The organism is Curtanaerobium respiraculi (assembly GCF_024609215.1).
Lineage (GTDB): Bacteria > Actinomycetota > Coriobacteriia > Coriobacteriales > Eggerthellaceae > Curtanaerobium > Curtanaerobium respiraculi.
This window is the reverse complement of the sequence record NZ_JANIPD030000042.1, coordinates 82,308-105,738: the sequence shown is the minus strand read 5'-3', so window position 1 is coordinate 105,738 and position 23,431 is coordinate 82,308. Positions and strand designations below refer to the sequence as shown.

The window sequence follows — 23,431 nt, the reverse complement described above, 5'->3', positions numbered from 1 at the left end:
CGGCCTTCGAGCCGCAGAAGAAGGAGGGGCCTGCGCAATGGGGCGACGGGCTGGTCTGGTCGGAGCTCCACCACTCGGCCAAGTGGCGCACCGATTGGGATTAGCCATCAACACGTTTTGGCCTATAACCCCATTATCGTTCGGTGATTTTCAGTGCCTCGAAGCGTTCTCGAGGCACTTTTCTATTCGCAATGCGTCCGCTTATTCAAAGTGATCCACAAGCCTGACGGACACATGTCTTATGCAATATTTACCACATGCTCACGGGAGGCTGGTCCGGCAGCAGCGAATGCCATGTCTGCAACGCGGGAGACTAGCTTCTCATCTGGTGCACGTTCGACAGCATCGTGCTCATGCAGCGCACGGGTTCCCATGACGACCTGTTCAGATAGCCCTCAGGCCTGTGCACAAAAACAGGACCAGGTGAGGTGATCGATGAGTTGTCCAGAATGCGGCGGAAATCTTAAATCAGAGACTGTTGGATCATCAATCATGATGACTTGCGAACAATGCGGCTGGAGCGTTACCGCATCGCACGTAGACCCCATCTACGAAGACGGGGCCGTCTATCAACTCGCATGTCCACAGGATGACCAAGATTGTACATATGAGCATGAAATGCACTTCCAAAAGTGTACATTTTGATTGTGAAACCCACTCCGAATCCGTACAATAGACTATACACAGTCTAGGGGAGAGGGGTGGGGCGAATGCCGGCATTGAAAAGGAAGGCCTACGATGCGCTTATGTTCTGGAAGGAGCACAAGACGAAGCAGGCGATGCTCGTCGACGGTGCCCGCCAGGTGGGCAAGACCTATATCGTCCGCCAGTTCGCGCGTGAGAACTACGAGCATCTCGCTGAGATCAATTTCATCGAGGACGGGACGGCGGCGCAGGCCATCTCCACCGCTCGCAACGCCCAGGAGCTCTTCGCGCGCATCACCGCGTTCGCGTCTGGTGAAATCGTGGCAGGGAAAACGCTCATCTTCCTCGACGAGGTACAGGAGTGCAAGGGGGTTCCCACTGCGATCAAGTTCCTCGTGGACGGTTTCCCGCAGTACGACTTCGTTTTGTCGGGGTCGCTGCTGGGTGTCGAGCTGAAGAATATCAAATCGGTGCCCGTCGGCTACCTCGACTCGATGACGATGTACCCGCTCGACCTTGAGGAGTACTGCTGTGCGAGGGGGCTTCCCGCGCAGGTACTCTCTGCCGCCAGCGCCTCGTTTGAGGGACGTGAGCCGGTGGACCCCTATCTCCATGAGAGGCTGATGGGGTTGTTTCACGAGTACCTCATAGTCGGCGGAATGCCTGCGGCTGTGGACGCGTTCGTGAGGGAGGACAGCCTGCCTGCTGTGCGTAGCATCCACAGGAATATCGTTGCGCGATACCGCGAGGACATAACGAAGTACGCAAGGCGCAGGACCCGGACCATCAGGCGCATCTACGATCTCGTACCCGCCGAGCTCGCTGCGCAGGATAAGCGCTTCATCCTCTCGGACATAAACGGGGATGCGCATATCGCCCGCTACGAAAACAGCTTCCTATGGCTCGCAGACGCGGGCGTTGCCCTACCCGTCTACAATGTGAGCGAGCCGCGCCCGCCCCTGCTCATCTCGCAGAGGTCGACGTATTTCAAGCTCTTCATGAACGATGTCGGGCTCCTGACCTATCGGTGTGGGATGGAGGCGACACGCGAGATGCTGGCGGGAAGGACGGACGTCGCTTACGGAGCCATATACGAGAATTATGTTGCCCAGGAGCTCGCTGCTCGGGGCATGCCTCTCTATTACTTCAAGTCGAAGGCGGCCGGGGAACTCGATTTCCTCGTCGAGAACTCACTCGAAAGAGTTCTGCCTATAGAGGTGAAGTCGGGCAAAACGTACAAGCGGCACCGCGCCTTGAAGAACGTATTGGAGATCGGGAACTACAGCATCGACGAGGCGCTGGTGCTCTGCGAGGAGAACATCGAGGTCGACGGTAAAATTGTCTACGCGCCGATGTACTGCACGATGTTCATGGATGGGAGAAAGAGGGAATGGTAAACGTCCGCCCACGAGGCGCGGCGCGGCGGCGTATCCGATGCGGCAACATGATTCATCGCGATGGTGAAAGGCGCGTGCATTGTGGCCGTACCGAGCATTTCATCCACTCCACCCGACTAAAGTTGTACAATCCTTTCCGATGCACGTGACGCGCTCGGAAGGAAGGCATCATGGAAAAGAAAGACCTGGATTGGGCAAACCTGAGCTTCAGCTACATGCCCACCGATTACAGCTACGTGTGCAATTGGAAAGACGGCGCATGGGAAGAGGGCGGCCTGACCGCCGATCACTCCGTCACCCTGAGCGAATGCGCGGGTATTCTGCACTATTGCCAAGAGTGCTTCGAAGGTCTGAAAGCCTACACTACCGAGGACGGGCGCATCACCTGCTTCCGCCCCGACCTGAATGCCGAGCGCATGTACAACACGGCTGAACGCCTGTGCATGCCGCCCTTCCCCAAGGAAAAATTCGTGGAGGCGGTCAAGCAGGTCGTGAAGGCGAACGAGGCGTGGGTGCCGCCGTTCGGCAGCGGGGCCACGCTCTACATCCGCCCCCTCATGTTCGCCACCGGCATCGTGATCGGCGTGAAGCCGGCTGACGAGTACCAGTTCCGCATCCTGGTCACGCCTGTGGGGCCGTACTACAAGGGTGGTGCCGTGCCCATCAGCATTTGCGTGAGCGAGTACGATCGCGCGGCACCGCGCGGCACCGGCAACATCAAGGCGGGGTTGAACTACGCCATGAGCCTGCAGGCCAACGTGGAGGCGCATAGGAACGGGTTTTCCGAGAACCTGTACCTGGATTCCCAGAGCCGCACCTACGTGGAGGAGGCGGGCGGCGCCAACATCATATTCGTGAACAGGGAGGGCACGCTGGTCGTTCCCCAGAGCCATACCGATTCGATTTTACCGTCCATCACGCGGCGCAGCCTGGTCGTGGTGGCGCGCGACATCCTGGGCATGAAGGTCGATGAGCGGCCGGTGAAGTTCAGCGAGGTCGAGAACGGCGACTTCGTGGAAGCGGGGCTTTGCGGCACCGCGGCCGTGATCAGCCCTGTCGGCAGGATCACGAAAGGCGACGAGGTCATCGAGATAAGCGGCATGGAGGCGGCCGGTCCCGTGATGACGAAGCTGCGCGAAACGCTCACCGGCATCCAAGCGGGCGAGATCGAGGGACCCGAAGGCTGGGTCGTGACGATCGACTAACGGTGAACGGCAGGCCTGTCTTTGGAATGAGCAGCCCATGCGCGCTTTGATTCAGCGGGTATCGCAAGCGGAAGTTGCGATCCAAGATGCTACGTCCGGCACATTCGACGGACTGATCGAGGGGGAGCCGAGGCGCAGCATAGGGCGCGGATTCGTGATCTTCCTCGGCGTTGGAAAGGGCGATGGCGAGGCGGAAGCGGACAGGCTGTGGCGCAAGATCTCGAAGATGCGCATATTCGCCGATGGGGAAGGGCGCACGAACCTTGCGTTGGGCGATGTCGCCGGCGAGGTGCTGATAGTCTCCCAATTCACCCTGTTCGCAAACTGCCGGAAGGGGAATCGCCCCAGCTTCGCGGACGCAGGCGACCCTGCCCATGCGGGAGATCTGTACCGTTATTTCTGCGCGGTCGCCCTGCGCGATATGGGTGCCGTCTCCGTCGGGGAATTCGGTGCCGACATGGCGGTGAGCCTGGTGAACGACGGGCCCTTCACCATCTGGCTCGATACGGACGAGTTGTGATCATCGGCGGGCAGCGTCGCCGTCGAGCGGATGCGCCCAAGGGGCGCGCTTCAGTTGGGATATGCTCCGCGGTCGTTCTGGCCCGACGCTCTGCCGATTGCCTTCGTCTGGATCTCGAACAACCAGGAAGGCGGGTTGAGATGCGTCCCGCAGAGGCTTTGGAACCCGCTCTTCGTGGTGTACAGCGGACAGAGCGGCTCTGCATGCAGGCTTGCATTTCTGCTGGTGAAAACACGTTTTCGAGGAACTATCATCGGAGTGCTCCCTTGTGCTTCTGCGCTCTTGCCGCTGGGGCGATCTAATCGATTTCCCGCCTTGCCGTCGTATCTAAACCGCTGAGGATCTTATCCGCTCGCAAGCCAAGGGGGGTCACCACGTATCCGCTGCGCGCGCGGTACTTCTGTATGCACCCCGACGCAACCAACGCCTGCATGAGGGGGTTCAATTTCCCCTTGCTCACGTGGAAGAGTTCAGCGAGTTCTTCCTGGCTCTCGCGGATTCGCCTCCCATCCAATGTGCGCTCCTGCAGCTGCACGAGCAGGTGCAGCAAGCGGTATGCGTCGGACGTGAACAGATCCACGAGATCCGTGCCTGGTGCGTTTGAGTAGTCCATTTCGAAATATTGTACTCAAACATAATAAAAAATAAAGAGTAAATATAACAAAATTTTAGACTATTTAATCCGATGCCCGCTGTCCGCCTTTAGGATTCATCACCATGGCTCTTCAGGATTCACATATGCGCGTATCTTGCAAAAAGCCGGCCTTCTGGCCGCGAGCGACGAGACCCTCCAGCGGCATGCCCCCTCGCCGCCTTGCGCCCGAAAGATATGCCCTCCCTGATTCGCCTGCGACACGGGGAAGGGGCGAGCAACGGGAAGCGGCTGACGATCGCGAGACCGCCGGCCGCTTCGAAACGCAGCGATATGAAACGTCGGGGGCGCGGGGCTATGCGCGCTTGCGGGCGTCGATCAATGTTGCGGCGGCAAGCGCGGCGACATTGCCTTCGCCGGCGGCCTTGATGTACTGGTATGGCGTTCCCGTGATATCGCCTGCGGCGTACAGCCCCTCGACGTTGGTCGCCATCGAGCGGTCGACCTTCACGTGGTTGCCATCCATCTCCAATCCGGGCACCAGCTGCCCCGGGGAGACGCTCTCCCGCAGGATGAAAACCCCGTCCACGGGATGGCTGCCGCCGTCCGTCTCCAGCGTGGCGACTTTCGTCTGGCCGGTGATCTCCAGCGGCCTCTCGCGATGAACCTCGATGGAGTCCCTCACATGCACATCGCCCTTATACAGGGGGAAGTAGAGCACCTTGTCGGCGAACTCGGAGAGGAAATCCGCTTCCGCTTCCTCATCGGGGCTCGTCGCGATGACCGCGGCGACCTTCCCGTGGTACAGCGCCGCATCGCAGGTTGCGCAGTAGCTCACGCCGCGCCCGAGGAATTCCTCTTCGCCCGGGTACGTCTTCGCGGGAGCCACGCCGGAGGCCAGGATGACGGTTTCGGCCTCGTAGAACCCCTTGCTCGTCTGCAGGCTGAAGAAACCTTCCTGCGGAAACACGAGTGTCACCTGCTCGTCGGAGATCTCGGCTCCCATGGAGAGCGCATGGTCGAGGAACGTCTTCTGCATGTCCCCACCGCTGATATGGGGAAGGCCCAGGTAGTTGCGGATGGAATGCGCCTTGCGCACCTTCTCGCTCGATTGCGCGCTGCCGAACAGGATGATGCTCTTGTTGCGCACCTTCGCAGTAATGGCGGCTTCCAGTCCCGCAGGACCTGTGCCGATGATCGCGATGTCGAAACGTTCCATAGGTCTCCTCCCCTGGTTTTTCGAGTAACGGGGAGAATAATAGCATGTATGGAAAGTTCAATTTGATCTTGCAATCGAACGGTGATAAGTTCAAAATACGCTTCTAAATTGAACTAGAGAAAGAAGCGCCTATGGTCCAGAGTTCATTTTCCGAACGGCTCAATCAGATCATGATCCAGCGGGGCTTCAAACAGGTCGATGTGCTGCGCCTCGCCGAAGAGCAGGGCGTGAAACTGGGGAAAAGCCAGCTCAGTCAATATGTGGGCGGAAAGACCCTACCGCGGCCCGCCATGATGGAATTCCTCGCCGAAGTGTTGGGCACCACCGCGGAATGGTTGCTGGGGGAAGCGAATGACACGCTTCTTCAATCTTCCAAGGTCGAACATGAACATTCGAAAGGCACCTCCATGCGCACATTCAAAAAATCCTCCAAGTTGGACAACGTTCTGTACGACGTGCGCGGTCCGGTCGTCGATGAGGCGAACCGCATGGAGGAGGCGGGCACCCATGTGCTGAAACTCAACATCGGCAATCCCGCGCCATTCGGCTTCCGCACACCCGACGAGGTGGTGCACGACATGGCGCGCCAGCTGACGGATTGCGAAGGATATTCGGACAGCAAAGGCCTGTTCTCCGCACGCAAGGCCATCATGCAGTACTCCCAGATAAAGCATCTTCCCAACGTGCACATGGGGGATATCTACACGGGCAACGGCGTCAGCGAGCTGATCAACCTGTGCATGTCGGCGCTGCTCGACAATGGCGACGAGATTCTGATCCCTTCGCCCGACTATCCGCTCTGGACGGCTTGCGCGACGCTGGCGGGCGGCAACGTCGTGCATTACCTGTGTGACGAGCAGGCGAATTGGTATCCGGATATGGATGATATTCGCAAAAAAGTGTCCAGCCGCACCAAGGCGATCGTCATCATCAACCCCAACAACCCCACCGGCGCCCTGTACCCGCGCGAAGTGTTGCAGGAAATCGTCGACATCGCGCGCGAGAATCAGCTCATCATATTCAGCGACGAGATCTACGACCGCCTGGTCATGGACGGGGAGGAGCATGTCAGCATCGCGAGTCTCGCGCCCGACCTGTTCTGCATCACGTTCAGCGGGCTTTCGAAATCCCATATGATCGCCGGGTTCCGCATCGGCTGGATGATACTCTCGGGGAACAAGCGGATCGCCCAGGATTACATCTTGGGCATCAACATGCTATCCAACATGCGCCTGTGCAGCAACGTGCCCGCGCAGTCCATCGTGCAGACGGCTCTTTGGGGGCATCAGAGCGTGAAGGACTACCTAGTGCCGGGCGGTCGAATCTACGAGCAGCGCGAATACGTGTACAACGCGCTCAAGGACATCCCGGGGGTCAGCGTGGTGAAACCCAAGGCCGCCTTCTACATGTTCCCGAAGCTGGACGCGAAGAAGTTCAACATCGTAAACGACGAGCAGTTCGCGCTCGACCTGCTGAAGGACAAGAAGCTGCTCATCGTGCAGGGTAGCGGCTTCAACTGGAAGAGCCCCGACCATTTCCGCGTGGTGTACCTGCCGCGCGTGGAGGTGCTGAAAAACGCCATGGGACGGCTGAGCGACTTCCTGAGCTACTATCGGCAGTAGTGCGCTTCCCGGAGGATGGGCGTTATGGATGCGTTCAATATATGACCATGAGTATTGCTTGCTATTCGCGCCATGGGGATACACCGGGCAAGGCTGTTGTTGTCAAGACCTGGGTGAAAGAAGCTGCAGCCAAGGGGAACGTGGAGTCCTCAGATTGGAATATGGTATGCGCACAGTACACTACGCACGTCTTCTAAAGCGTTGGCATGAACGAAGCTCTCTACCAGCAATGCGCTGATTGCCATAAAGATTCAGTTGATGATCGGAAAGCAGCGTTGCAGCAGGTCCAGAGCGAATATACCGCCAGGCTTGACGAGGCAACCGCAGCAGTGAACTCACTGAATGCCGACTCGATCGAGACAACAGAATCGTGCAGTGGCGATCGGGGTCGAACTCATCGTCTGCTGTGACATAAACCAAACCCGAACAAGAGCGCGAGTAGCGCACCGCATACAATGTCCCAGTAGACCAGTTGTGTGGGTTAGCCTGCGACGTTCCCCTTGGGCGTATCGAGCATCTTCTCGAGTTCCTTAATGGAGAAGGGGATTTGGTTGGCGGCGAGGTCGGGCATGCCGCCTTCCTCAACCTCTGCGGAATGCTGCTCGGCTTGCCGACCGTGTTGCGGCTGATTCCGAGCGTCCGCGCGATCTGGGAGCGGTTCGAGCCGGGCGCGCGGTCCATTTCTCTGATAGTCTGTTGCGTGCTGAGGCGCGAGAACGGGCGGGGCCGGAACCTCGCTCAACCCCACGACGCACCCCAAGAGCCAGTGGAGGACGAGCCGGGCAGATTAGCGTCCTGAAGAAATATTGTGTATTGGACCCGTTACGGGTACAATATGGGTACTGAAAGGGTGATGCCACATGGCGACAGCAGCAGTGCCGAGGCGTGCGGAGATCAAGACGAGGACGTCAGACGAGATCAAGTCCCAGGCGGCCGAGGTCTACGCCCGATGGGGCCTGAGCCTCAACGACGCGATAAACACGTTCCTCGTGAAGTCCATCGAGGTCGGCGGGCTGCCCTTCGACCTTCGCCCAGAGGCGCCGTCCTACGACGCCGTCGCTGCGCTCGCCTACAAGCCAGCGCTGAACGCCGAGGGCGTCGCCGTGCTCCCCGCGGAATGGGACGACGGCGATGAGTGACCGGGTGCCCCAGCCATGGGAGGTCTGGCATGCCCGCTTCGACTTCCCGGAAGGGCGCGGTTACAAGTTCCGTCCGGTCATCGTGCTCGCGGCGCGTGCCGACGGGTCGCTCGTCGCAATGGTGACGAGTTCATCCAACAAGCTCTCGCTCGCGCACGACTACCCCCTGCGCGAGTGGGGGGCAGCGGGTCTCGACAAGCCATCGATCGCGCGTTTCGACCGCATCGCCGAGATTCCTCCCGGCTACCTGGGAATGGCAGGACGAATCGGCAGACTCGCCGATTCCGACATCGCGGCCATAAAGGCAATTCTCGCGGAGATCACCCGCTGAACCGGCTTGCCGCGCCAACTGTTGGAACGGCATCTCGACAAGATTGTGGGCATTTCGCTGGTTTTGCGCTTACCGCGCCTTAGCGAGGCTTAACGCGTACGTTTAATTTGGGGCGCTCTGCTCCGAATCAAACGTGCAAAGGGGCAGAGAATGACTCGAACCTCGGCTGTCGCACACGCCTAACCTCGAAACGTTGTCGCTTGAAAGCCGACCTATCCGCGCGAGTCCGGTAGAGGGGAACGATTCGCGTGAAGCCCTCGCGCATCTCCGGCATCACCCAATAGCGCCCCGCAATAGGCGAAAGCCGTGTCGCGGGCTTGGCTACTCGCCGTCCTTCGCGAAGCTCAGGCAAGGGGCGAGAACGCCGCCAGATTTCTCATAATTGTAGTTGGGCATCTCGAAGAGGACCGGCTCGAACGAGTCGTAGTCCGGCTTGCCCTTGTCGTTGAGAATCGCCTCGTCGGCGTACGTGTTGGCGATGGCGCAGATGAAGTTGTCGAAGCCCTTTGTGCCGTAGACGTCCTCAACGCTGCACTCCATGACGAGCTTAGCGTCGTCGACGACGGGGGCTCCCGCATCGCCTGCGGTCCACGTGAAGAAGTCCGACTTGCTCTGCGTGTTGCCGCTCACCATGCCGCAAAGGTCGGCTTTAGCAACCCAGCCTTCGTCCACAACGTTGATGGATAGAGCCCCGTTCTCTTTGATGAAGGAGTTGATGTAGTGCGGTTGGGCGAGGCTCACCATCACGTGGTCGTGCCCCATGATCCCCATGTGGGCGACCAGCGTCCACGTGGGCTTGCCGCCCTCGGCGATGGTGCCGATCACGGCAACGGGACAGGGGTACAGGGCCAGCTTGCTTCCGATGTTCTTCTTGCTCATGAAGAGTTCCTTTCGAATCAGTGTCTTGCGGCTCAGTCCATCCTCTTTTCCCAGTAGCGAACAAGATTCAGATCCAAGCTGCCTGCTGTCTGCTCGATCTTCGCCATCTCGTCGGAGGAGAGCTCCACCGCCGCCGCCCTTGCGGCGTCCTCCACGTGCGACTTCTTGGTCACGCCCACAATGGGGACCGTCTCCTTGGCGATGGCCCATGCTACCGGGATCTGGGCCGCCGACACGCCGTGGGCCTGCGCCACCTCGGCGAGCACGGAGTTGAGCTTCCCGATCTCGCCGAGCACGGGATTGTACACCGCCGCACGGTCCGACCCTGCGGGCATGGGGTGCTCCGCGTCGTACTTCCCGGAGAGGGCCCCCTGCTCGAGCACCATGTAGGCCCAGAAGGCCACGCCGCTTTCCTTGCACCAATCCAGGATACCGCCGCTTTCGCTCGAGCGCTCGAGCAGGCTGAAGTGGTTCTGCACGGCGCCCAGCTTCAGCCCGTGCTGCTTCAGGATTTCGTCTGCCTGCTTGATCTCGGCCAGGCTATGGTTCGAGACGCCAATCACGGGCGGGTTGTCCATCCCTTCCAGGTACTCTGCGAGCTTCGTGGTCCAGCTGGGCGCACCAAAGGGGTTGTGGATCCAGTAAATGTCCATGCTCTCGACTCCCAGCAGGCCAAGCTGCATACCGTACATGTCCGCGACGGGGTTTGCTGCGGAGGCGTCCATGCACTGCGGGGTGAGTTTGTCCGAGACCAGGTAGCTCTCGCGCGGACGGGCGGCGAGCAGTTTGCCGAGCGCCTTTTCGGACGTTCCCATGCCGTAGGCGTAGGCCGTGTCCCACAGGTTCAGCCCGGCGTCCATGGCGGTGTCGAAGACGTCCCGGAGCGTTTCGTTGTCAAGTTTGGTGCCGAACGTGCCGTCGTCGCCCCACGCCCAGGCTCCGAGTGCGATCTTGGGAAGTTTGGTTTCCTTCATTTCTTATATTCCTTTTGCCGTATGTTTTTGCAGTTGCTTGATAACACTGAAAAAGATTCTTGACCTTAAACCATGGTTCAAGTCAATAATATTTCTCGAAAAAGTTTCCAAGCTTTCGAAAGGGCGGGAATGGAGAAGGTCTACACCATCGGCGAGGCGAGCGCAGAGCTGGGCATGCCCGCCAGCACGCTGCGCTACTATGGCAAGGGGGGGCTGTTCCCGGATGTGGCGCGCAGCCAGGGCAGCATGCGCGTCTACGCAGAAGACGATCTGGAATGGGCGCGTTTCATCGGGCGCCTGAAAGCATCGGGCATGCCGATCGCCGAAATCAAGGAATGTATCGACCTGCACCGAGAGGGCGATTCCACCACAGAGCGCCGCCGCGAGATCGTGAACGAGCGCCTGAAGGCGATCGACGAGCAGATCGACGATCTCAAGCTCGCGCGCGACTTCATCTACTACAAGTGTTGGTTCTACGACGTCGCCGCCGAGAGCGGCACCTGCGACACGCCCAAGAACATGCCGGTTGAGGAACTTCCGCCCAAGATTGCGCGCATCAATCGATACTAGGATGGGGATGGGGCGCGGCGCGCGGCGCGGTGTCGGCTATGAAATCGAGCAGGCCGCCGCTTGGAGGCTGGCCTACGTTGCCCATTCATCCTTTTCAAATCGTGCCGCAGCGATGCATTGAAACGCTATGCGTTGTAGTGCATCTCAAAATCTCATTCCCACTCAGTGACGCACCTTGTCCCTGAGGTTCTACCTGATTCCATATGGTGCCATCTGGTCCATATGGCACTGTCTCATCCGAATCAATCCCGAATCAGCCCTTGATTCAAAAGGGTGAGGAATGATTTTCAGATAGCGCCAAATCCCGCCAACCGTCGCCAGCTTTGGCGAGTCATTCCCCGTTTTCCCAGGAGGAGTGACTGCAGGTGGTTGTTTTTGACCCGATTTTCTCCGAATCAATCATTTAACATGTAAATTATATGCCAAAAGTATTATGAATACGCTATACTTTTGGCATGACAAAGATTGATGACATATACGATGCAACAGACGACTTCGGGCTCATCACGTCTGCGGAAGCTCGCGTGTTGGGGTGTTCCAACGCGGAACTCGTGCAGTACGCGAGGCGTGGCAGGCTCGAACGCGTGGGGTGGGGTGTCTATCGGATTCCCGTTTGGCCATATCAAGAAGCCTCCCCTTATGCGGCTGCGGTCAAAAGTGTAGGTCCTGATGCCTATCTGTACGGCGAGTCCGTGGTTGCCCTGCTCAAGCTGGCGCCTACTAATCCGGGAAGGATGTGGGTAGCGACGCCTCGCAGGGTGAGAAAAAACCTTGGAAAGGGTTTTCACGTAGTGAGTGCTACGGGGAGTGCGAAGAAGACGTTCTGCGAAGGCGTTCCCTGCCAGCGCGTCGCTGACGCGATTGTAGATTCCGCTGGGGCGATCGGACGCAAGCGTGCCGCGGAGGCCGCCGACGAGGCTCTTCGATTCGGGTACATTAACAGCGATGAGCGCGACGAGCTAAAGAAGAGGATTGAAGGATGACGAAGCGGCCTAACAGCATGCGCAACCTCGATGCCGCCATCCGCCGAGCGTGCGGTAACTCGCCTCGTAAATACCTGGAGGTACGCACGCTCATGGCGAACGCAATTGTGGCGTCGCTGCTGCCCGATGGGGTTGTAAAGGGCGGCAGTGCAATAAAGATGCGCCTAGGCGATGCGTCGACAAGGTTCACGACCGATTTGGACACGGCGACAGCCATGGAGGCAACCGAGTACGCGCGTAAATTGAACGGCTCGCTCGAGAAGGGCTGGGAAGGTTTTGGCCTATAACCCAAGGTTTTTACGGAATGGTGATCCCTCGCGAGCCCGCGCATCCCAAGGATGTTCCTGAGGAGTACGTGATGCAGCCGTTCGATGTGAAGCTCTCGTATCTAGGAAAACCATGGTGCACGGTTCCACTCGAGGTCGGCTTCAACGAAATCGGCGACGCGGATGAGGCGGACTGGATTGAGCCAGATGACGTGTCGGGCATTTTCGATTCTGTCGGACTTCCCGCGCCCGGTCCTGCTCCGCTCATGATGCCTGCATATCAGGTTGCCCAGAAACTGCATGCCGTCACAGGCGGCGATCGGCCACGCGACCTTGTTGACTTGCAGGTGATGATGGCGAACGGGGACATCGACCTGGTGTTCACTAGGAGCGTATGCGTGCGGCTCTTTGCGTACAGGAAGCGTCAAGAATGGCCGCCGAAGCTAGTGAAGCGCGAAGGATGGGATGAGGCGTATGCCATGGATTCCGAAGGGCTGAGCGTTCTCGCGTCCGCGGACGATGCGGTCGCATGGGCCAACGACCTCATCGCGAGAATCGACGCATCGAAATAGTAGTCCGAGCGCAGGGAATCCATTTCGCGGTCAGGGAGCACATGGTTATCCAAGCGGGGTTTCTCCTGAAATGCTCGAGGCCTTGCCCTCTATGGTCATCCCGTGCTCGACCTCGACGGGGGTGAGCTTGGTCAGAGCCACCTTGTCGCCGTCGCGCCCCGACTTGCTGCCCAGGACCTGCAGGTCGGGGCGGTATTCGGCGGGGAACAGGCTCACGGTGAACCAGTCGTTCTCCTCCATGAAGCCGTAGGTGTAGCGACTCGGGCTCACGTATGCGTCCAAGGTTGGCTCCCAGAACATGTCGCCCATCGACCCCCAGGCGATCGTCATGGTGTTGTAGTCGTCCTTGCCGCCGGCGGTGATGAGCGCCCAGTCGTTCACCAGGCGGGGCAGGGCGGACGCCTGCTCGGCCTCGATCTCGTGCTTGTCGGTGATTTCCCTCATGGTCAGAGTTCCTTTCTTCGTCGATGTTTTTGCCGCAAAACGACTTCTTAGCGGTAGGACCGCTGGTAGATTCCTAGCACGTCCTCGTCGGTCAGCTTGACGGGGTCGGCGTCGTTGTTGCCGCCCCAGACCTCGTGGTACTTCTGCACGGTGGTGGGCAGCTCGTCTTCCGCGATGCCGTAGTCGCTCATCTTCAGGTCGGCGCAGCGCACGTCCGTGATGAGCCTGTCGAGCGCGGCCACGAAGTCCGCGCCACCCGTCGCGCCCTCGACGCCCATGGCGCGCGCCATCTTGGCCATCTGCTCCTCGCATGCCTTTCGGTCGGCGAAGAACCTGAAGTACTCGTGGCTGATCATGATGAGCCCGGCGCCGTGGACGAGCCCGGGATGCGCGCTTCCGAGGGCATGCTCCATGGTGTGCTCGGAGGTGCAGAGCATGTAGTAGCCCGCCAGCGTGTTGGCGATCGCCATGTTGGCGCGCGCCTCCCCGTCGCTCCCGTCAGCGACGGCGCGCGGCAGGTACTTCGCGATGAGCTCGATGGCTTTGAGCGCGAACATCTCCCCCACCACGTGCTCGTTGACGTTGATGACGCTCTCGGCGGCGTGGAAGAAGGCATCCATGCCCTGCCAGGCGGTGAAGGTCGCGGGCACGCTCATCATGAGGTCGGGGTCGACGACCGAGATGGTCGGGAAGATCGTCGGGTAGCCCGTCTTCTCCTCGGTGGCGTCGTTGCTGATGACCGACCACATGTCCACCTCGCTGCCCGTGCCCGCGCTCGTCGTGACGGCGACCAGCGGCAGCGCCGGGTTCTCGGGCGCCTGCTTGCCGCCCGTGGCAGACGGGCTGTAGTCCCAGCAGGAGCCGTCGTTTGCCGCGACGATCGCTATGGCCTTGGCGGCGTCCATGACCGAGCCACCGCCGAGCGCGATAATGAAGTCACATCCGTTCTCCATGGCCATTTTGGCGGCGTCGTCCACGTTCGCGGCCTCGGGGTTGGGGCGCACGCGGTCGAACAGCAGGTGCTGCACGCCTGCAGCGTCCAGCTCCGCCACCAGGGCGTCGAGCTGGCCGTGGCGCTTCATCGACCCGCCCTCGCTGATGCAGACGAGCGCCTTCTTCCCGGGCAGGTCCTCCTCGTGCAGGGACTTCAGGGACCCCGACCCGAACAGGACGCGGGTGGGCATGTCGTACACGAACTTCTCTATCATGGCCGGTTCCTATCGATTTGCCTTTTGTCTACGGGTCCCATTCTCCCAGCGCGACGCAGCGCTTCCAACGCCCGGTGTAAAGTTATAATGCGTCGTAACTTAAGATTTTGGAGGTGGGTATGGCAAAGGATTACCGGGCTGCGGTTGACGAGGCGCTGCGGCAGCTAGCCGATCAGTTCGCGGACATCGATTGGACCTACCACGAGATCGAGGGTCGTCCCCAGGACCCAGGCACCGAGGAGACCTTCTACTGGCGCACCGGCGCCGACGAGAACGTGGCGGTGTGCGTCTTCCGGGGTCAGCACATCCACGAGCGCTTCCACCGGCAGAGCTACTTCTTCTACAACTACGCCTACGACGGCAACTACGACGCGCTCAGCCGGGACCGCTACAACCGCATCACCGTGCGCGAGGGCGAGCTCTACGCGAGCCAGTCCTTCGGCGGCTACGCCCTGCGCGGCAACCCGGAGCGCAAGGTAACCATCGTCGGCGTGCTCATACGCGCCGAGGTGTTCTACCGCGAGTTCCTGCCGCAGCTCTCGGTCGACGAGGAGCTGCTGCGCTTCTACCTGGAGCCCGCCCGCGACGCCTTCGCGGACAGCTTCCGGCACCTGCACCCCGCCGCGTCGAGCGGGTTTCGCGAGCTGATCGAGCTCATGGCCGTCGAGTACGCGCGGGCCGGTATAGGCAGTCAACAGGTTCTCAAGTCCATGGCGCTCACGCTGGCGCAGATGGCCGCTCGCCAGCTGCGCCAGGAGGCCCCGAAGAATTCCGCCCCGCAGAAACCCTCGGCGGCTATGGTCGGTTATATCCGCTCGCACCTTGGAAACGTTACGCTGAAAGGTCTGGCGTGCGAGTTCGGCTACCATCCAAACTACGTGTCGGCCCTGCTGAGCCGAGAGACGGGCGTGACGTTTCGTGAGCACGTGGCAGCGGCGCGCATGGATGGTGCGAGGCTGCTGCTCGAGCGCACCGACATGACGGTGGACGAGGTTGCGGGGACTGTCGGCTACGCCTCCACCAGCAACTTCCACAAGGCGTACCGCAAGGCGTTCGGAGTGACGCCGAGGGGCCGTCGAGGCTAGCGTCTCTCGATGAGGGCGGGCGAAACGACAGTTTCGATTCTTTTGTTATTGATGAATTTTCCGAGGCTATCGACAACCTGTAGAAATCAGCCGAGTTCTGCATCGAATGCAGTTATCCATGATGGGGCAACGGCATTATTGCCGTTTGAGGTATCAGACGGCATGTTTCATTTCTTGCAGGAGGCTCTCGTAGTGCTTATGTCTTTTATTGGTTAGCGCAACTATCGATTTGTTGATGTTCCTAAGGGAGTTGTCGTCTTGTCTGCGCAACGCCATAGCTTGAAAAGTAATAGACATTGTGTTTCGCGATTATGGATTTCCCGTTAACTTTGCGCTTAGCACGGCCTAGCGAGGTTTAACCCAGAACGCCGGCAGCGATGATCCCGCTGTCGGCGTATGCTTGCCTTTTGTGCGCACCCATTAGGATGGCTAGGGAAACACTGATTAATTCCGCCTTGGCCGGGGACGGCAGGCTGAGTGCCAGGGCGGCGAAAGGCGAGCGAGCGCACTGACGTGCGCGAACGAGGATCGAGCCGTTCCGGCGCCAGCATGTCGTTCCTGGGCTGGCGGAATATATCAGCGGTTCCCTAGGTTAGTTATGCCCTAAATCGGCTATTCCCACTCACTCGCGTGAAGGGGAGCTGCGAAAAAACAAGGCCGCAGCCTTGCGCCCCGCACGCCGCAGCCTGTCCGGGAGTTATCGTTCGAGCGCGAAGAGGGCTGCGCCGAGGGCGCCGCAGAGTTGCGCGCTTTCGCTTACGTGCACTTTGCAACCGAGCTTCCGCTCGATCGCGCGAACGACGCCCGCGTTCTGAGCCACGCCTCCCGTCATCATGTAGGATTCCCGTCCTCCCACGCGCCGGACGAGCGTGCCGATCTTGTTCGCGACGGAATTGTCGATGCCCCAGACGATGTCGGGGATGGCGCGGTTCTGGGCAACCAGGTTGACCACCTCGGATTCGGCGAAGACCGAGCACATGCTGGAGATGACGATGTCCTCCTTGTGGTCGACGCCCATGCGGCTCATCTCTTCGAGCGGCAGATCCAGGGCGCGCGCCATCATCTCCAGGAAGCGCCCCGTTCCCGCAGCGCATTTATCGTTCATCGCGAAGTCCTGGACGTTGCCCGCGTTGTCGATGCGGATGACTTTGCTGTCCTGGCCGCCGATGTCGATGATGGTGCGCACCGAGGGGTCGATCGAATGGGCTCCTTTGGCATGGCAGGTGATCTCCGTGACGGAATCATCCCCCTCGTCGATATAGGAGCGGCCATATCCGGTCGAAACGACGGAGCGGATCGCCGTGCGGGATATGCCCGCCTGCGCAAGCGCGTGCGAAAGGCATTCCTCGGCGCTCTTCTGCGCTCCGCCCCCGGTGGGGATGATAGCGGAAGCGACCACGGCGCCCATCTCGTCCAATATGACGACATCGGTGCTTGTCGACCCGCTGTCGATCCCGGCGACGTAGGTCGTTCCGCTCGAGCGCGCCTTCGGGGCTGAAGCGTCCTTTTTCGGGGCGATGGTTTCCGCGAACGCCTCGATGCGCGTGTGCAGCTGTTCGGAGCTTTGCAAGGTGAAATCAGACTCGATTCGAAGCAGGGGGAGGGATGAATGGCGTTTGAACTGGGCGTATTCAGGTCCGTAGAAGTCGCAGAACTTCATGCAATGGTAAATCACCGCCCGGAGCCGCGGATCTTCGAAGAGCGCCCGCCTGCCGGTCGTGTCATGCATGCGCATGCAGGGGATCTGCCCCAGAAGAGCCTGGGCGTACGCGGCGAAGAACGCGTCCTCGTCATCGGTTTCCAGCGCGGCGGAATCCATATGCGGCGAACGGTTGCCCGTGCAGGTGAGGTTGGTGACGGGCATGTCGAACGTGCGGCGGATGAACTGCTCGAGCTCGCGGCCGCAACGCACCCCCATGATGCCCACGTAGGGTTCCTCGATTGCATGGCGGGGCGCGAAGGCGGCCTGGCAGGCGGCAAGGTCGAAGGTCAGCCCGGTTGCCCGGGCGTAGGCGTCCTTGAGGTGCTTGAGCTCGTGGGCGAACGCCTCGATCTGGCAGGGGCTGCAGGTATGGGGGAGTTCCATGAGGTAGGTGAACGGCCTCTTCCCGCCTCCGGGACCCGTTACGGCATGCACGATGACGTCGTAGGCGCGCCGCATCGTGTCGCAGCAGTTCACCAGCAGCAGCGGCTCCGCCTCGCCTCGGAGCGAGGTTTGGATGAGGGTCTTGCCGAATCCGCAGAGGTTGGCATGGGCCATCGAATCCGACTCGTCGAGATCGTGCGCCATCCCATCGAGCACGGTGCAGGTCGTGCCGAATCCCGCGAACAGCTCGTTCGGCGTGTATTTGCAGACCGTTCTCACCGGGCGCTCCCCTCGTCCGCCGCGCCGGCGCGCTCTTCCCGCTTGGCGCCGAGGAGCTCGATGAAGGCGTCGAATCGCGTGCTGGTTTGGCCGTCGCTCCGGTTCGCGGGGTCGGCACCGTCGCCGTCCAGCACCAGGCAGGGCAGCCCCGCTTCCTCCAGATCCTGTTTGATAAGCTGCGACGCGCCCAGCGTCGCGCGGCATCCCCAATGGTTGAAGAGCACGGCGCCCTCCGCCTGCGTGCGCCGTGCCATGTCGAGCGCCCGCTCGGTGCGCGCGCTGGCGGGACCGTTGTAGCAGGAATACACGAGCCGCCGCGCCATCGCCTCGTAGGGCCTGTCCGGGTCGACGTCGATGAGCATCGGGTCGGCGGCGAGGTCGTTGGCGGTGATGAACACGTCGTCGTTGAAATTCAGCCGCTCGATCAAGGGCTCCTGCGAGAACGGCATGGTGTGCAGCCACAGCAGCCGCAAGCCATCGCTTGCGGGGGCGGATTCCATATCGTCCGCCAACATGCTGCAGAAGCGCTCGGTTTCGGGGGACCCCATGAGCACGTGGTTGGTGAGGATCGCGTACATCTCACTCGTCATGTCGGCCGGCAGGCGCCGTCCGGGCGAGGCGTCGAGGAACCGCCGGTAGCCTAGCGCACTGCGCCAGCCCCGGGCGACGGTTTCACGCAGGGCGGATTCGTCGATCGCCTGCCCGATGCAACCCTCCACGAACCGCACGAGATCCCGGATCTCCTGCGCGACGTAGCCGACGGCATCGTCGCTACGCTCGAAGGGGACGTCCAGGCAGAAGCCGGGGATGTCGAAATGGTCCTGCACGGAGGGGAAGGTGATCAGGTTCCCATCGCAGGCAAGCGATGTGTACACGCAGAACGCGGGCCGGGGGAGCAGGCCGCTCGCCGCCGCGCCGAGGAAGATGCGGTGGTACGAGCACATGGTGTCGGCGAACCCGGCTTGCGCGGCCGCCTCGAGGAAGGCGCTCTCAGCATCCGAGCCGCCGATGAAGCACGAGAGCTGCTCGACCGAATAGGGTAGGACGCCCGTCGTCTGAAGGGGCTCGTACGGCGTGAACAAGCTGATAGCGGCGGCTTTCTCGGGGTGCTTCAGAGCTCGGGTGATCTTGCCCATCGCCACGCGGGCGGCATATCGCCGCGCCGCCGGAAGCCGCTTATCGGCGTGAACGGTGAGATTCGCCAGCTGTGCGCGCCATCCGGCATAGAGGATACGCCGCGCGCGGAGCGGGTGGCTGCCCACTTGGGAGTCTATGATGTTGCCGAATGTCCGTATCACGTCCATGGCGGGAAGTATACTCCGGCGGGTTTCGGGGTTACCCCTAGTCCGCGATTCTCCCGCTGAAGTTGATGCCGCCGGTTAGCCCCAGCGCTGCCTCGACATCGAATCCCGGTTTATCCATCGCGCGAACGGCCTCTTCCGCCCGCCCGAGGGCGCGACGGTAGAGGTCCCAAAAGCTCGCATCGCTCTGCGCGCCGGTGAAGGGGTTGATCCACGGGACATGCTCCTCGTTGTCGAAATCGCTCCGCTCGTGCAGTATCGCGCGATGGGCCATGGCGTCGTAGCGGGAATAGCCGTGCGTGAGCCTTTGCTCCGCCCGTTTGACGAGCCTCCTTTTCGTCTCGCCCGGCGCGTAGAGGAATCGCTGCACGCGCCGGAACGCCCGCACGGCGTCCGCATAGGTTCCCCTCGGCATCGCATATCCGAAGGCGCGGCGCGCCAGCGTGCTGAACAGGGACGAGCAAGCATCGAGCAGGACGGCGTCGCCTCGGAGGATGCGCTCGTAGGGCTTGAACTCGCGCACCGTCACCCCCTTTTTGACGGAAAGCGCCATCTCGTCGAGATCGCTTTCCACCACACCGTGCACCATCGAGGCGTCTTGCCGCGAGAACCCCTGGACGCCCGCGTCGCAGAGCGCGTAGACGATCGCGTGCACCAAGGGATGCATCGTGCTGTCGAGCGCGTAATGGCACATGAATCCATGGGCCCACGCCCGGCCGACGGCGCGATCGGTCGGCGGAAGGGCGGCGACTGCGTGGGGAAGCGCCGCAAGGAGCGCGGCGGAGTTCTGCTGGTGCATCACGGTGCCCGCATGCGCCCATTGCCGGATGCGGAAATCGGCGACCGCGTAAAAAAGCGGATCGGGCCCCTGGTTGCCGAGGAGGAAGGCGAGGCGCTCGTCCTTTCCGGAACCGACGAGCTGGGGAGCGCGCTGGTGGAAATCGCGGCCGAAGAGATCGTGCGTGATGATGGCGGGCATGGACGCTCCTAACGTGTGCGTGCTTTGTGTGCATGGTACCGCAATCCGATGTTTCATTTGAGGAGTCTAGGGGTTTCCGGCGGGGAGGTTTCCCGCCGCCACGTAGAATCGAGCCAGCGAACGAGACCGTTCGCTCGATTGCCGGGGCGGACCTGAGCCTTTGGCTTTTATCCCCCCAGTGCCGGGCGCATGGATTCCCGGCTGCCGCAAGGTTGCGGCTTTTGAAATGCACCGCGGGAGCGGTGGAAACGATTGCGCGGGAGCGCGGGCGCGAGAGCGCGGGAAGAGAGAGACTGACATGTCCGAAGAAGAGATCATCAACGTGGAAGATGCCGCCGAGCAGGTTGAACAGGAAGAGGCAGGTTCCGGGGAACAGCCGGAGGCCGAGGGCGTCGAGACGGCGGACGCCGTCAACGAGGGGCCCTCTGAGGCGGTCGATCCGGCGGAGCGCGAGAAGGCGCTGCTCGATGCCGCATTCAAGACGGCCCGTTTGCTGAATCAGCGCGTCGCCGCGATGGACGAGGTACGTGAGAAGACCAAGGAGAAGAACGCCGAACTCGTGCGCGCCCTCAAGCTGCTCGAGTTGAAATCGCATATGGCGCAAGAGGAGATCGCCGAGCTGCTGGGCCTGCGCCTCCGCGTGCTCGATCGGGACATGGAGCTTCTCGAAGAAGCCGGCGCCGTCGTGCGCGAACTTCCCGAAGAGCCGGATATGCGCGTGGTGAAGATCTCCATCACCGATAGCGGGCGCGCCATCGCCGCAGCCGATTCCCCCTCCATCGTGAAGGGCGAGACGTTCATCCCCGGCCTCACCGACGAGGCGATTGAGAAGTTCCGGCGCATGCTGTCGCAGGTGAGCGCCGCCCTTGAGGCGACGGGTATCACCGATGAGCGCAAGGAGCGCCGCGGCGACGACCGCAGGGGCGGATATCGCGGGGGCGACCGCGGCGGGCGCGGCGGATTCGGCGGGAACCGCGGGAACGATCGCGGCGGCTACCGCGGAGGCGACCGCAACGATCGCGGAGGTTTCCGCGGGAACGACCGCGGCGGCTTCGGCGGGGGCCGCGGCGGCGATCGCGGCGGGTACCATGGCAACGACCGCGGCGGGCGCGGCGGCTTCAGCGGGAATCGCGGCGGATTCGGTGGGAACCGCGGCAACGATCGCGGCGGCTACCGCGACTAACCCGTTTCGCAAGGCTATTCCGACAAGGGCGGCTTCGTTTCGGCGAGGCCGCTTTTCCTATCGATAGACCACTTCGATGCCGATTACTCCCCACTCGCCGTCACTGGGGTTTTCCCTTCTTCGAAATTGTGCTGCGCTTGCCCACAGTAGGGGCCAGTCGTTCATCAAGAACGTTCTCCACCACCTTTAGGAGGTACCCTCATGGCAGAAGTCGAGTTCGAAAGCCCCGAAGAATTGGTTCACGACAACGCGAGCGGTCTGGGATTGGAGGCGGCGAAGGTCCTTGCCGGCAGCCCCGTTGCCACGCAATCCGCCCTTCTGGGGGACCTCACCGATAAAGTTGCCCTCATCACCGGCGGAGCGAGCGGTTTGGGCCTTGCGGCCGCCAAGCTCTTCATAGCGAACGGCGCCCAAGTTGTCATCGCGGACTACAGCCCCAAGGTGCTGGACGTCGCCAAGGAGATCGGCGCGACCGGCGTCCGTGCGAACGTTGCGAAGGAAGAGGATGTGCAGGCTGCGGTCAAGCTTGCTGTCGACACCTACGGCAAGCTGGATATCTGCGTCGCTTCCGCGGGCATCGGCGGGGACAACAATCCCGTTGCCACCGAGACGCTGGAGAATTGGAATAAAGTCAACGGCGTGGACTTCACCGGGGTGATGATCACCGACAAGTGGGCCATCAAGCAGATGCTCAAGCAGGGGACGGGCGGCGCCATCGTCAATCTCGCCAGCATGTTCGGCCTGGTCGCCGTACCCAACAATGTCGCCTATAGCGCCAGCAAGGGCGGCGTTGTCCAGATGACGCGCGCGGCGGGCACCATGTACGCTCCTGAGGGCATCCGCGTGAACGCCGTGTGCCCGGGTGTGATCAAGACGCCGCTCATCGACGAGGAGAACCGCAAGCTGTACAGCGAGCTCCATCCCATGAAGCGCCTCGGCGAGGCGGAAGAGGTCGCCAAGCTCATCAACTTCCTCGTTTCCGACGACGCCCAGTTCATCACCGGTGCTGCGATCGCCATCGATGGCGGTTACACCGCCGTGTAAACGGGTACATGCTCGGGCGGCATGCTTGCTGCCGCCCGACTTCGGGCGCGAGCGCATCGCACCTCACGATACATGCAAGGGAATCGAAAGCGAGGCACTATGAACATTCTCGTCTGCGTCAAACAAGTACCGGATACGACCGAGATCAAAATCGACCCGGTCAAGAACACGCTTATCCGCAAGGGCGTGCCCAGCATCGTGAACACCTTCGACAAGTACGCGCTCGAGGCAGCCGCGCGCATCAAGGATTCCCATCCCGAGGCCAAGATCTCCGTGCTGACCATGGGGCCGCCGCAGGCGACCGCCGCACTGCGCGAATGCATGGAGATCGCCGCGGACGATGCATATCTCGCGACCGATCGCGTGTTCGGCGGGTCGGACACGTTCGCCACGAGCTATATCCTCTCGGAGGTCGTGAAGAAGATCGAGGCCGATACCGGAGCGAAATTCGACATGATTTTCTGCGGCAAGCAGGCCATCGACGGCGACACCGCGCAGGTGGGGCCCGAAATGGCCGAGCATCTCGGTTGGCCCCAGGTCACATGCGGGCTCGCCTGCGAATTGGCGGGCGATACGCTGAAGGTGAGCAAGCAGCGCGAGGACGGCATCGCGGTGATCGGGGTGCAGCTCCCCTGCGTGGTCACGTTCTCGAAGCCGACGTTCGCGGTGCGCCCGCCCACGATCAGGCGCAAGCTCGCCGCGAAGCATGCCGAGATCCGGCAGGTGGTTGCCGATGACCTGGAGAGCCTCGACCGTGCCCATACCGGCCTGAAGGGCTCTCCCACCAAAGTGCGCAGGACCCGCACCGCCGAGGTCAAGACCAACGCGGAGATGATCGACGAAGGCTCTGCGCAGGCGAACGCCCAGAAACTGGCCGATATGCTGTCCGCCGCAGGGGCATTTTAGGA

At 61.3% G+C, this 23,431-nt stretch carries 24 protein-coding genes; 15 read left to right on the top strand and 9 right to left on the bottom strand.

The features are described from left to right. The first annotated feature begins 710 nt into the window (after nucleotides 1–710). The 3 genes from NOV21_RS10335 (at nucleotide 711) to dtd (ending at nucleotide 3,767) form a co-directional block, all read left to right on the top strand. The gene (locus NOV21_RS10335) at nucleotides 711–2,042 is read left to right on the top strand and encodes an ATP-binding protein (protein WP_283170973.1); all 1,332 of its coding nucleotides are present in this window, start codon (nucleotides 711–713) and stop codon (nucleotides 2,040–2,042) included. Nucleotides 2,043–2,212: 170 nt separating this feature from the next. Beyond that, a complete protein-coding gene (locus NOV21_RS10330) occupies nucleotides 2,213–3,247 on the top strand; it encodes a branched-chain amino acid aminotransferase (RefSeq protein ID WP_283170972.1) in 1,035 nt (344 codons plus the stop codon). A gap of 37 nt (nucleotides 3,248–3,284) precedes the next feature. Next, nucleotides 3,285–3,767, top strand: coding sequence for a D-aminoacyl-tRNA deacylase (dtd, locus tag NOV21_RS10325; protein ID WP_283170971.1), 483 nt, complete (start codon nucleotides 3,285–3,287; stop codon nucleotides 3,765–3,767). Between the two features lie 298 nt (nucleotides 3,768–4,065). Here the strand turns inward: dtd and NOV21_RS10320 are convergent, their stop codons facing one another. After that, entirely contained in the window at nucleotides 4,066–4,380 is a 315-nt protein-coding gene (locus NOV21_RS10320; protein ID WP_283170970.1) for a hypothetical protein, read from the bottom strand. A 334-nt stretch (nucleotides 4,381–4,714) separates the two neighbouring features. Then, entirely contained in the window at nucleotides 4,715–5,578 is an 864-nt protein-coding gene (locus NOV21_RS10315) for an NAD(P)/FAD-dependent oxidoreductase (protein WP_283170969.1), read from the bottom strand. Between the two features lie 131 nt (nucleotides 5,579–5,709). On the opposite strand from NOV21_RS10315, the gene NOV21_RS10310 reads away from it, so the two are divergent. The 4 genes from NOV21_RS10310 (at nucleotide 5,710) to NOV21_RS10295 (ending at nucleotide 8,670) form a co-directional block, all read left to right on the top strand. Further along, nucleotides 5,710–7,200, top strand: coding sequence for an aminotransferase class I/II-fold pyridoxal phosphate-dependent enzyme (locus NOV21_RS10310; protein ID WP_283170968.1), 1,491 nt, complete (start codon nucleotides 5,710–5,712; stop codon nucleotides 7,198–7,200). Between the two features lie 206 nt (nucleotides 7,201–7,406). Further along, nucleotides 7,407–7,610, top strand: coding sequence for a hypothetical protein (locus NOV21_RS10305; protein WP_283170967.1), 204 nt, complete (start codon nucleotides 7,407–7,409; stop codon nucleotides 7,608–7,610). A 450-nt stretch (nucleotides 7,611–8,060) separates the two neighbouring features. Next, complete coding sequence (locus NOV21_RS10300) at nucleotides 8,061–8,339, top strand: type II toxin-antitoxin system RelB/DinJ family antitoxin (protein ID WP_283170966.1); 279 nt, start codon at nucleotides 8,061–8,063, stop codon at nucleotides 8,337–8,339. Next, the gene (locus NOV21_RS10295) at nucleotides 8,332–8,670 is read left to right on the top strand and encodes a type II toxin-antitoxin system PemK/MazF family toxin (protein ID WP_283170965.1); all 339 of its coding nucleotides are present in this window, start codon (nucleotides 8,332–8,334) and stop codon (nucleotides 8,668–8,670) included. Before NOV21_RS10300 ends, NOV21_RS10295 begins: the two co-directional genes overlap by 8 nt. A 321-nt stretch (nucleotides 8,671–8,991) precedes the next feature. On the opposite strand, the gene NOV21_RS10290 is transcribed toward NOV21_RS10295, so the two are convergent. After that, the gene (locus tag NOV21_RS10290) at nucleotides 8,992–9,549 is read right to left on the bottom strand and encodes a flavin reductase family protein (RefSeq protein ID WP_283170964.1); all 558 of its coding nucleotides are present in this window, start codon (nucleotides 9,547–9,549) and stop codon (nucleotides 8,992–8,994) included. Nucleotides 9,550–9,581: 32 nt separating this feature from the next. Beyond that, a complete protein-coding gene (locus NOV21_RS10285; RefSeq protein WP_283170963.1) occupies nucleotides 9,582–10,523 on the bottom strand; it encodes an aldo/keto reductase in 942 nt (313 codons plus the stop codon). Nucleotides 10,524–10,652: 129 nt separating this feature from the next. Here NOV21_RS10285 and NOV21_RS10280 point away from each other — a divergent pair, with 129 nt between their 5' ends. From NOV21_RS10280 to NOV21_RS10265, 4 genes are all read left to right on the top strand, one after another. Next, nucleotides 10,653–11,093 carry a MerR family transcriptional regulator gene (locus NOV21_RS10280; protein WP_283170962.1) on the top strand — a complete coding sequence of 147 codons (441 nt, stop codon included), beginning with the start codon at nucleotides 10,653–10,655 and terminating at the stop codon, nucleotides 11,091–11,093. 455 nt (nucleotides 11,094–11,548) lie between these two features. Next, on the top strand, nucleotides 11,549–12,076 hold the full coding sequence (locus NOV21_RS10275; protein WP_283170961.1) for a type IV toxin-antitoxin system AbiEi family antitoxin domain-containing protein: 528 nt from the start codon (nucleotides 11,549–11,551) through the stop codon (nucleotides 12,074–12,076). Then, on the top strand, nucleotides 12,073–12,363 hold the full coding sequence (locus tag NOV21_RS10270; RefSeq protein WP_283170960.1) for a hypothetical protein: 291 nt from the start codon (nucleotides 12,073–12,075) through the stop codon (nucleotides 12,361–12,363). Before NOV21_RS10275 ends, NOV21_RS10270 begins: the two co-directional genes overlap by 4 nt. A gap of 17 nt (nucleotides 12,364–12,380) precedes the next feature. Then, complete coding sequence (locus tag NOV21_RS10265) at nucleotides 12,381–12,914, top strand: nucleotidyl transferase AbiEii/AbiGii toxin family protein (protein WP_283170959.1); 534 nt, start codon at nucleotides 12,381–12,383, stop codon at nucleotides 12,912–12,914. Between the two features lie 45 nt (nucleotides 12,915–12,959). On the opposite strand, the gene NOV21_RS10260 is transcribed toward NOV21_RS10265, so the two are convergent. Both NOV21_RS10260 and NOV21_RS10255 read right to left on the bottom strand, forming a co-directional pair. Then, the gene (locus NOV21_RS10260; RefSeq protein ID WP_283170958.1) at nucleotides 12,960–13,358 is read right to left on the bottom strand and encodes a hypothetical protein; all 399 of its coding nucleotides are present in this window, start codon (nucleotides 13,356–13,358) and stop codon (nucleotides 12,960–12,962) included. 47 nt (nucleotides 13,359–13,405) lie between these two features. Next, entirely contained in the window at nucleotides 13,406–14,566 is a 1,161-nt protein-coding gene (locus tag NOV21_RS10255) for an iron-containing alcohol dehydrogenase (RefSeq protein ID WP_283170957.1), read from the bottom strand. A gap of 119 nt (nucleotides 14,567–14,685) precedes the next feature. On the opposite strand from NOV21_RS10255, the gene NOV21_RS10250 reads away from it, so the two are divergent. Then, nucleotides 14,686–15,651 (top strand): helix-turn-helix transcriptional regulator, encoded by a 966-nt coding sequence (locus NOV21_RS10250; protein WP_283170956.1) that lies wholly within the window; start codon nucleotides 14,686–14,688, stop codon nucleotides 15,649–15,651. 697 nt (nucleotides 15,652–16,348) lie between these two features. Here the strand turns inward: NOV21_RS10250 and NOV21_RS10245 are convergent. Genes NOV21_RS10245 through NOV21_RS10235 form a run of 3 tightly spaced genes read right to left on the bottom strand, consistent with a single transcriptional unit; the run spans nucleotide 16,349 to nucleotide 20,296 of the window. Further along, entirely contained in the window at nucleotides 16,349–18,016 is a 1,668-nt protein-coding gene (locus NOV21_RS10245; protein WP_283170955.1) for an acyl-CoA dehydratase activase, read from the bottom strand. Further along, nucleotides 18,013–19,320: a 2-hydroxyacyl-CoA dehydratase subunit D gene (locus NOV21_RS10240; RefSeq protein ID WP_283170954.1), complete on the bottom strand. Its 1,308-nt coding sequence runs from the start codon at nucleotides 19,318–19,320 to the stop codon at nucleotides 18,013–18,015. Before NOV21_RS10240 ends, NOV21_RS10245 begins: the two co-directional genes overlap by 4 nt. 37 nt (nucleotides 19,321–19,357) lie before the next feature. Further along, nucleotides 19,358–20,296, bottom strand: coding sequence for a zinc dependent phospholipase C family protein (locus NOV21_RS10235; RefSeq protein ID WP_283170953.1), 939 nt, complete (start codon nucleotides 20,294–20,296; stop codon nucleotides 19,358–19,360). Between the two features lie 298 nt (nucleotides 20,297–20,594). Between NOV21_RS10235 and NOV21_RS10230 the strand changes: the two genes are divergently transcribed. The 3 genes from NOV21_RS10230 (at nucleotide 20,595) to NOV21_RS10220 (ending at nucleotide 23,429) form a co-directional block, all read left to right on the top strand. Then, a complete protein-coding gene (locus tag NOV21_RS10230; protein WP_283170952.1) occupies nucleotides 20,595–21,479 on the top strand; it encodes a helix-turn-helix domain-containing protein in 885 nt (294 codons plus the stop codon). 201 nt (nucleotides 21,480–21,680) lie between these two features. Next, a complete protein-coding gene (locus tag NOV21_RS10225; protein WP_283170951.1) occupies nucleotides 21,681–22,523 on the top strand; it encodes an SDR family NAD(P)-dependent oxidoreductase in 843 nt (280 codons plus the stop codon). A gap of 99 nt (nucleotides 22,524–22,622) precedes the next feature. After that, entirely contained in the window at nucleotides 22,623–23,429 is an 807-nt protein-coding gene (locus tag NOV21_RS10220; RefSeq protein ID WP_283170950.1) for an electron transfer flavoprotein subunit beta/FixA family protein, read from the top strand. The last annotated feature ends 2 nt before the right edge of the window (nucleotides 23,430–23,431 follow it).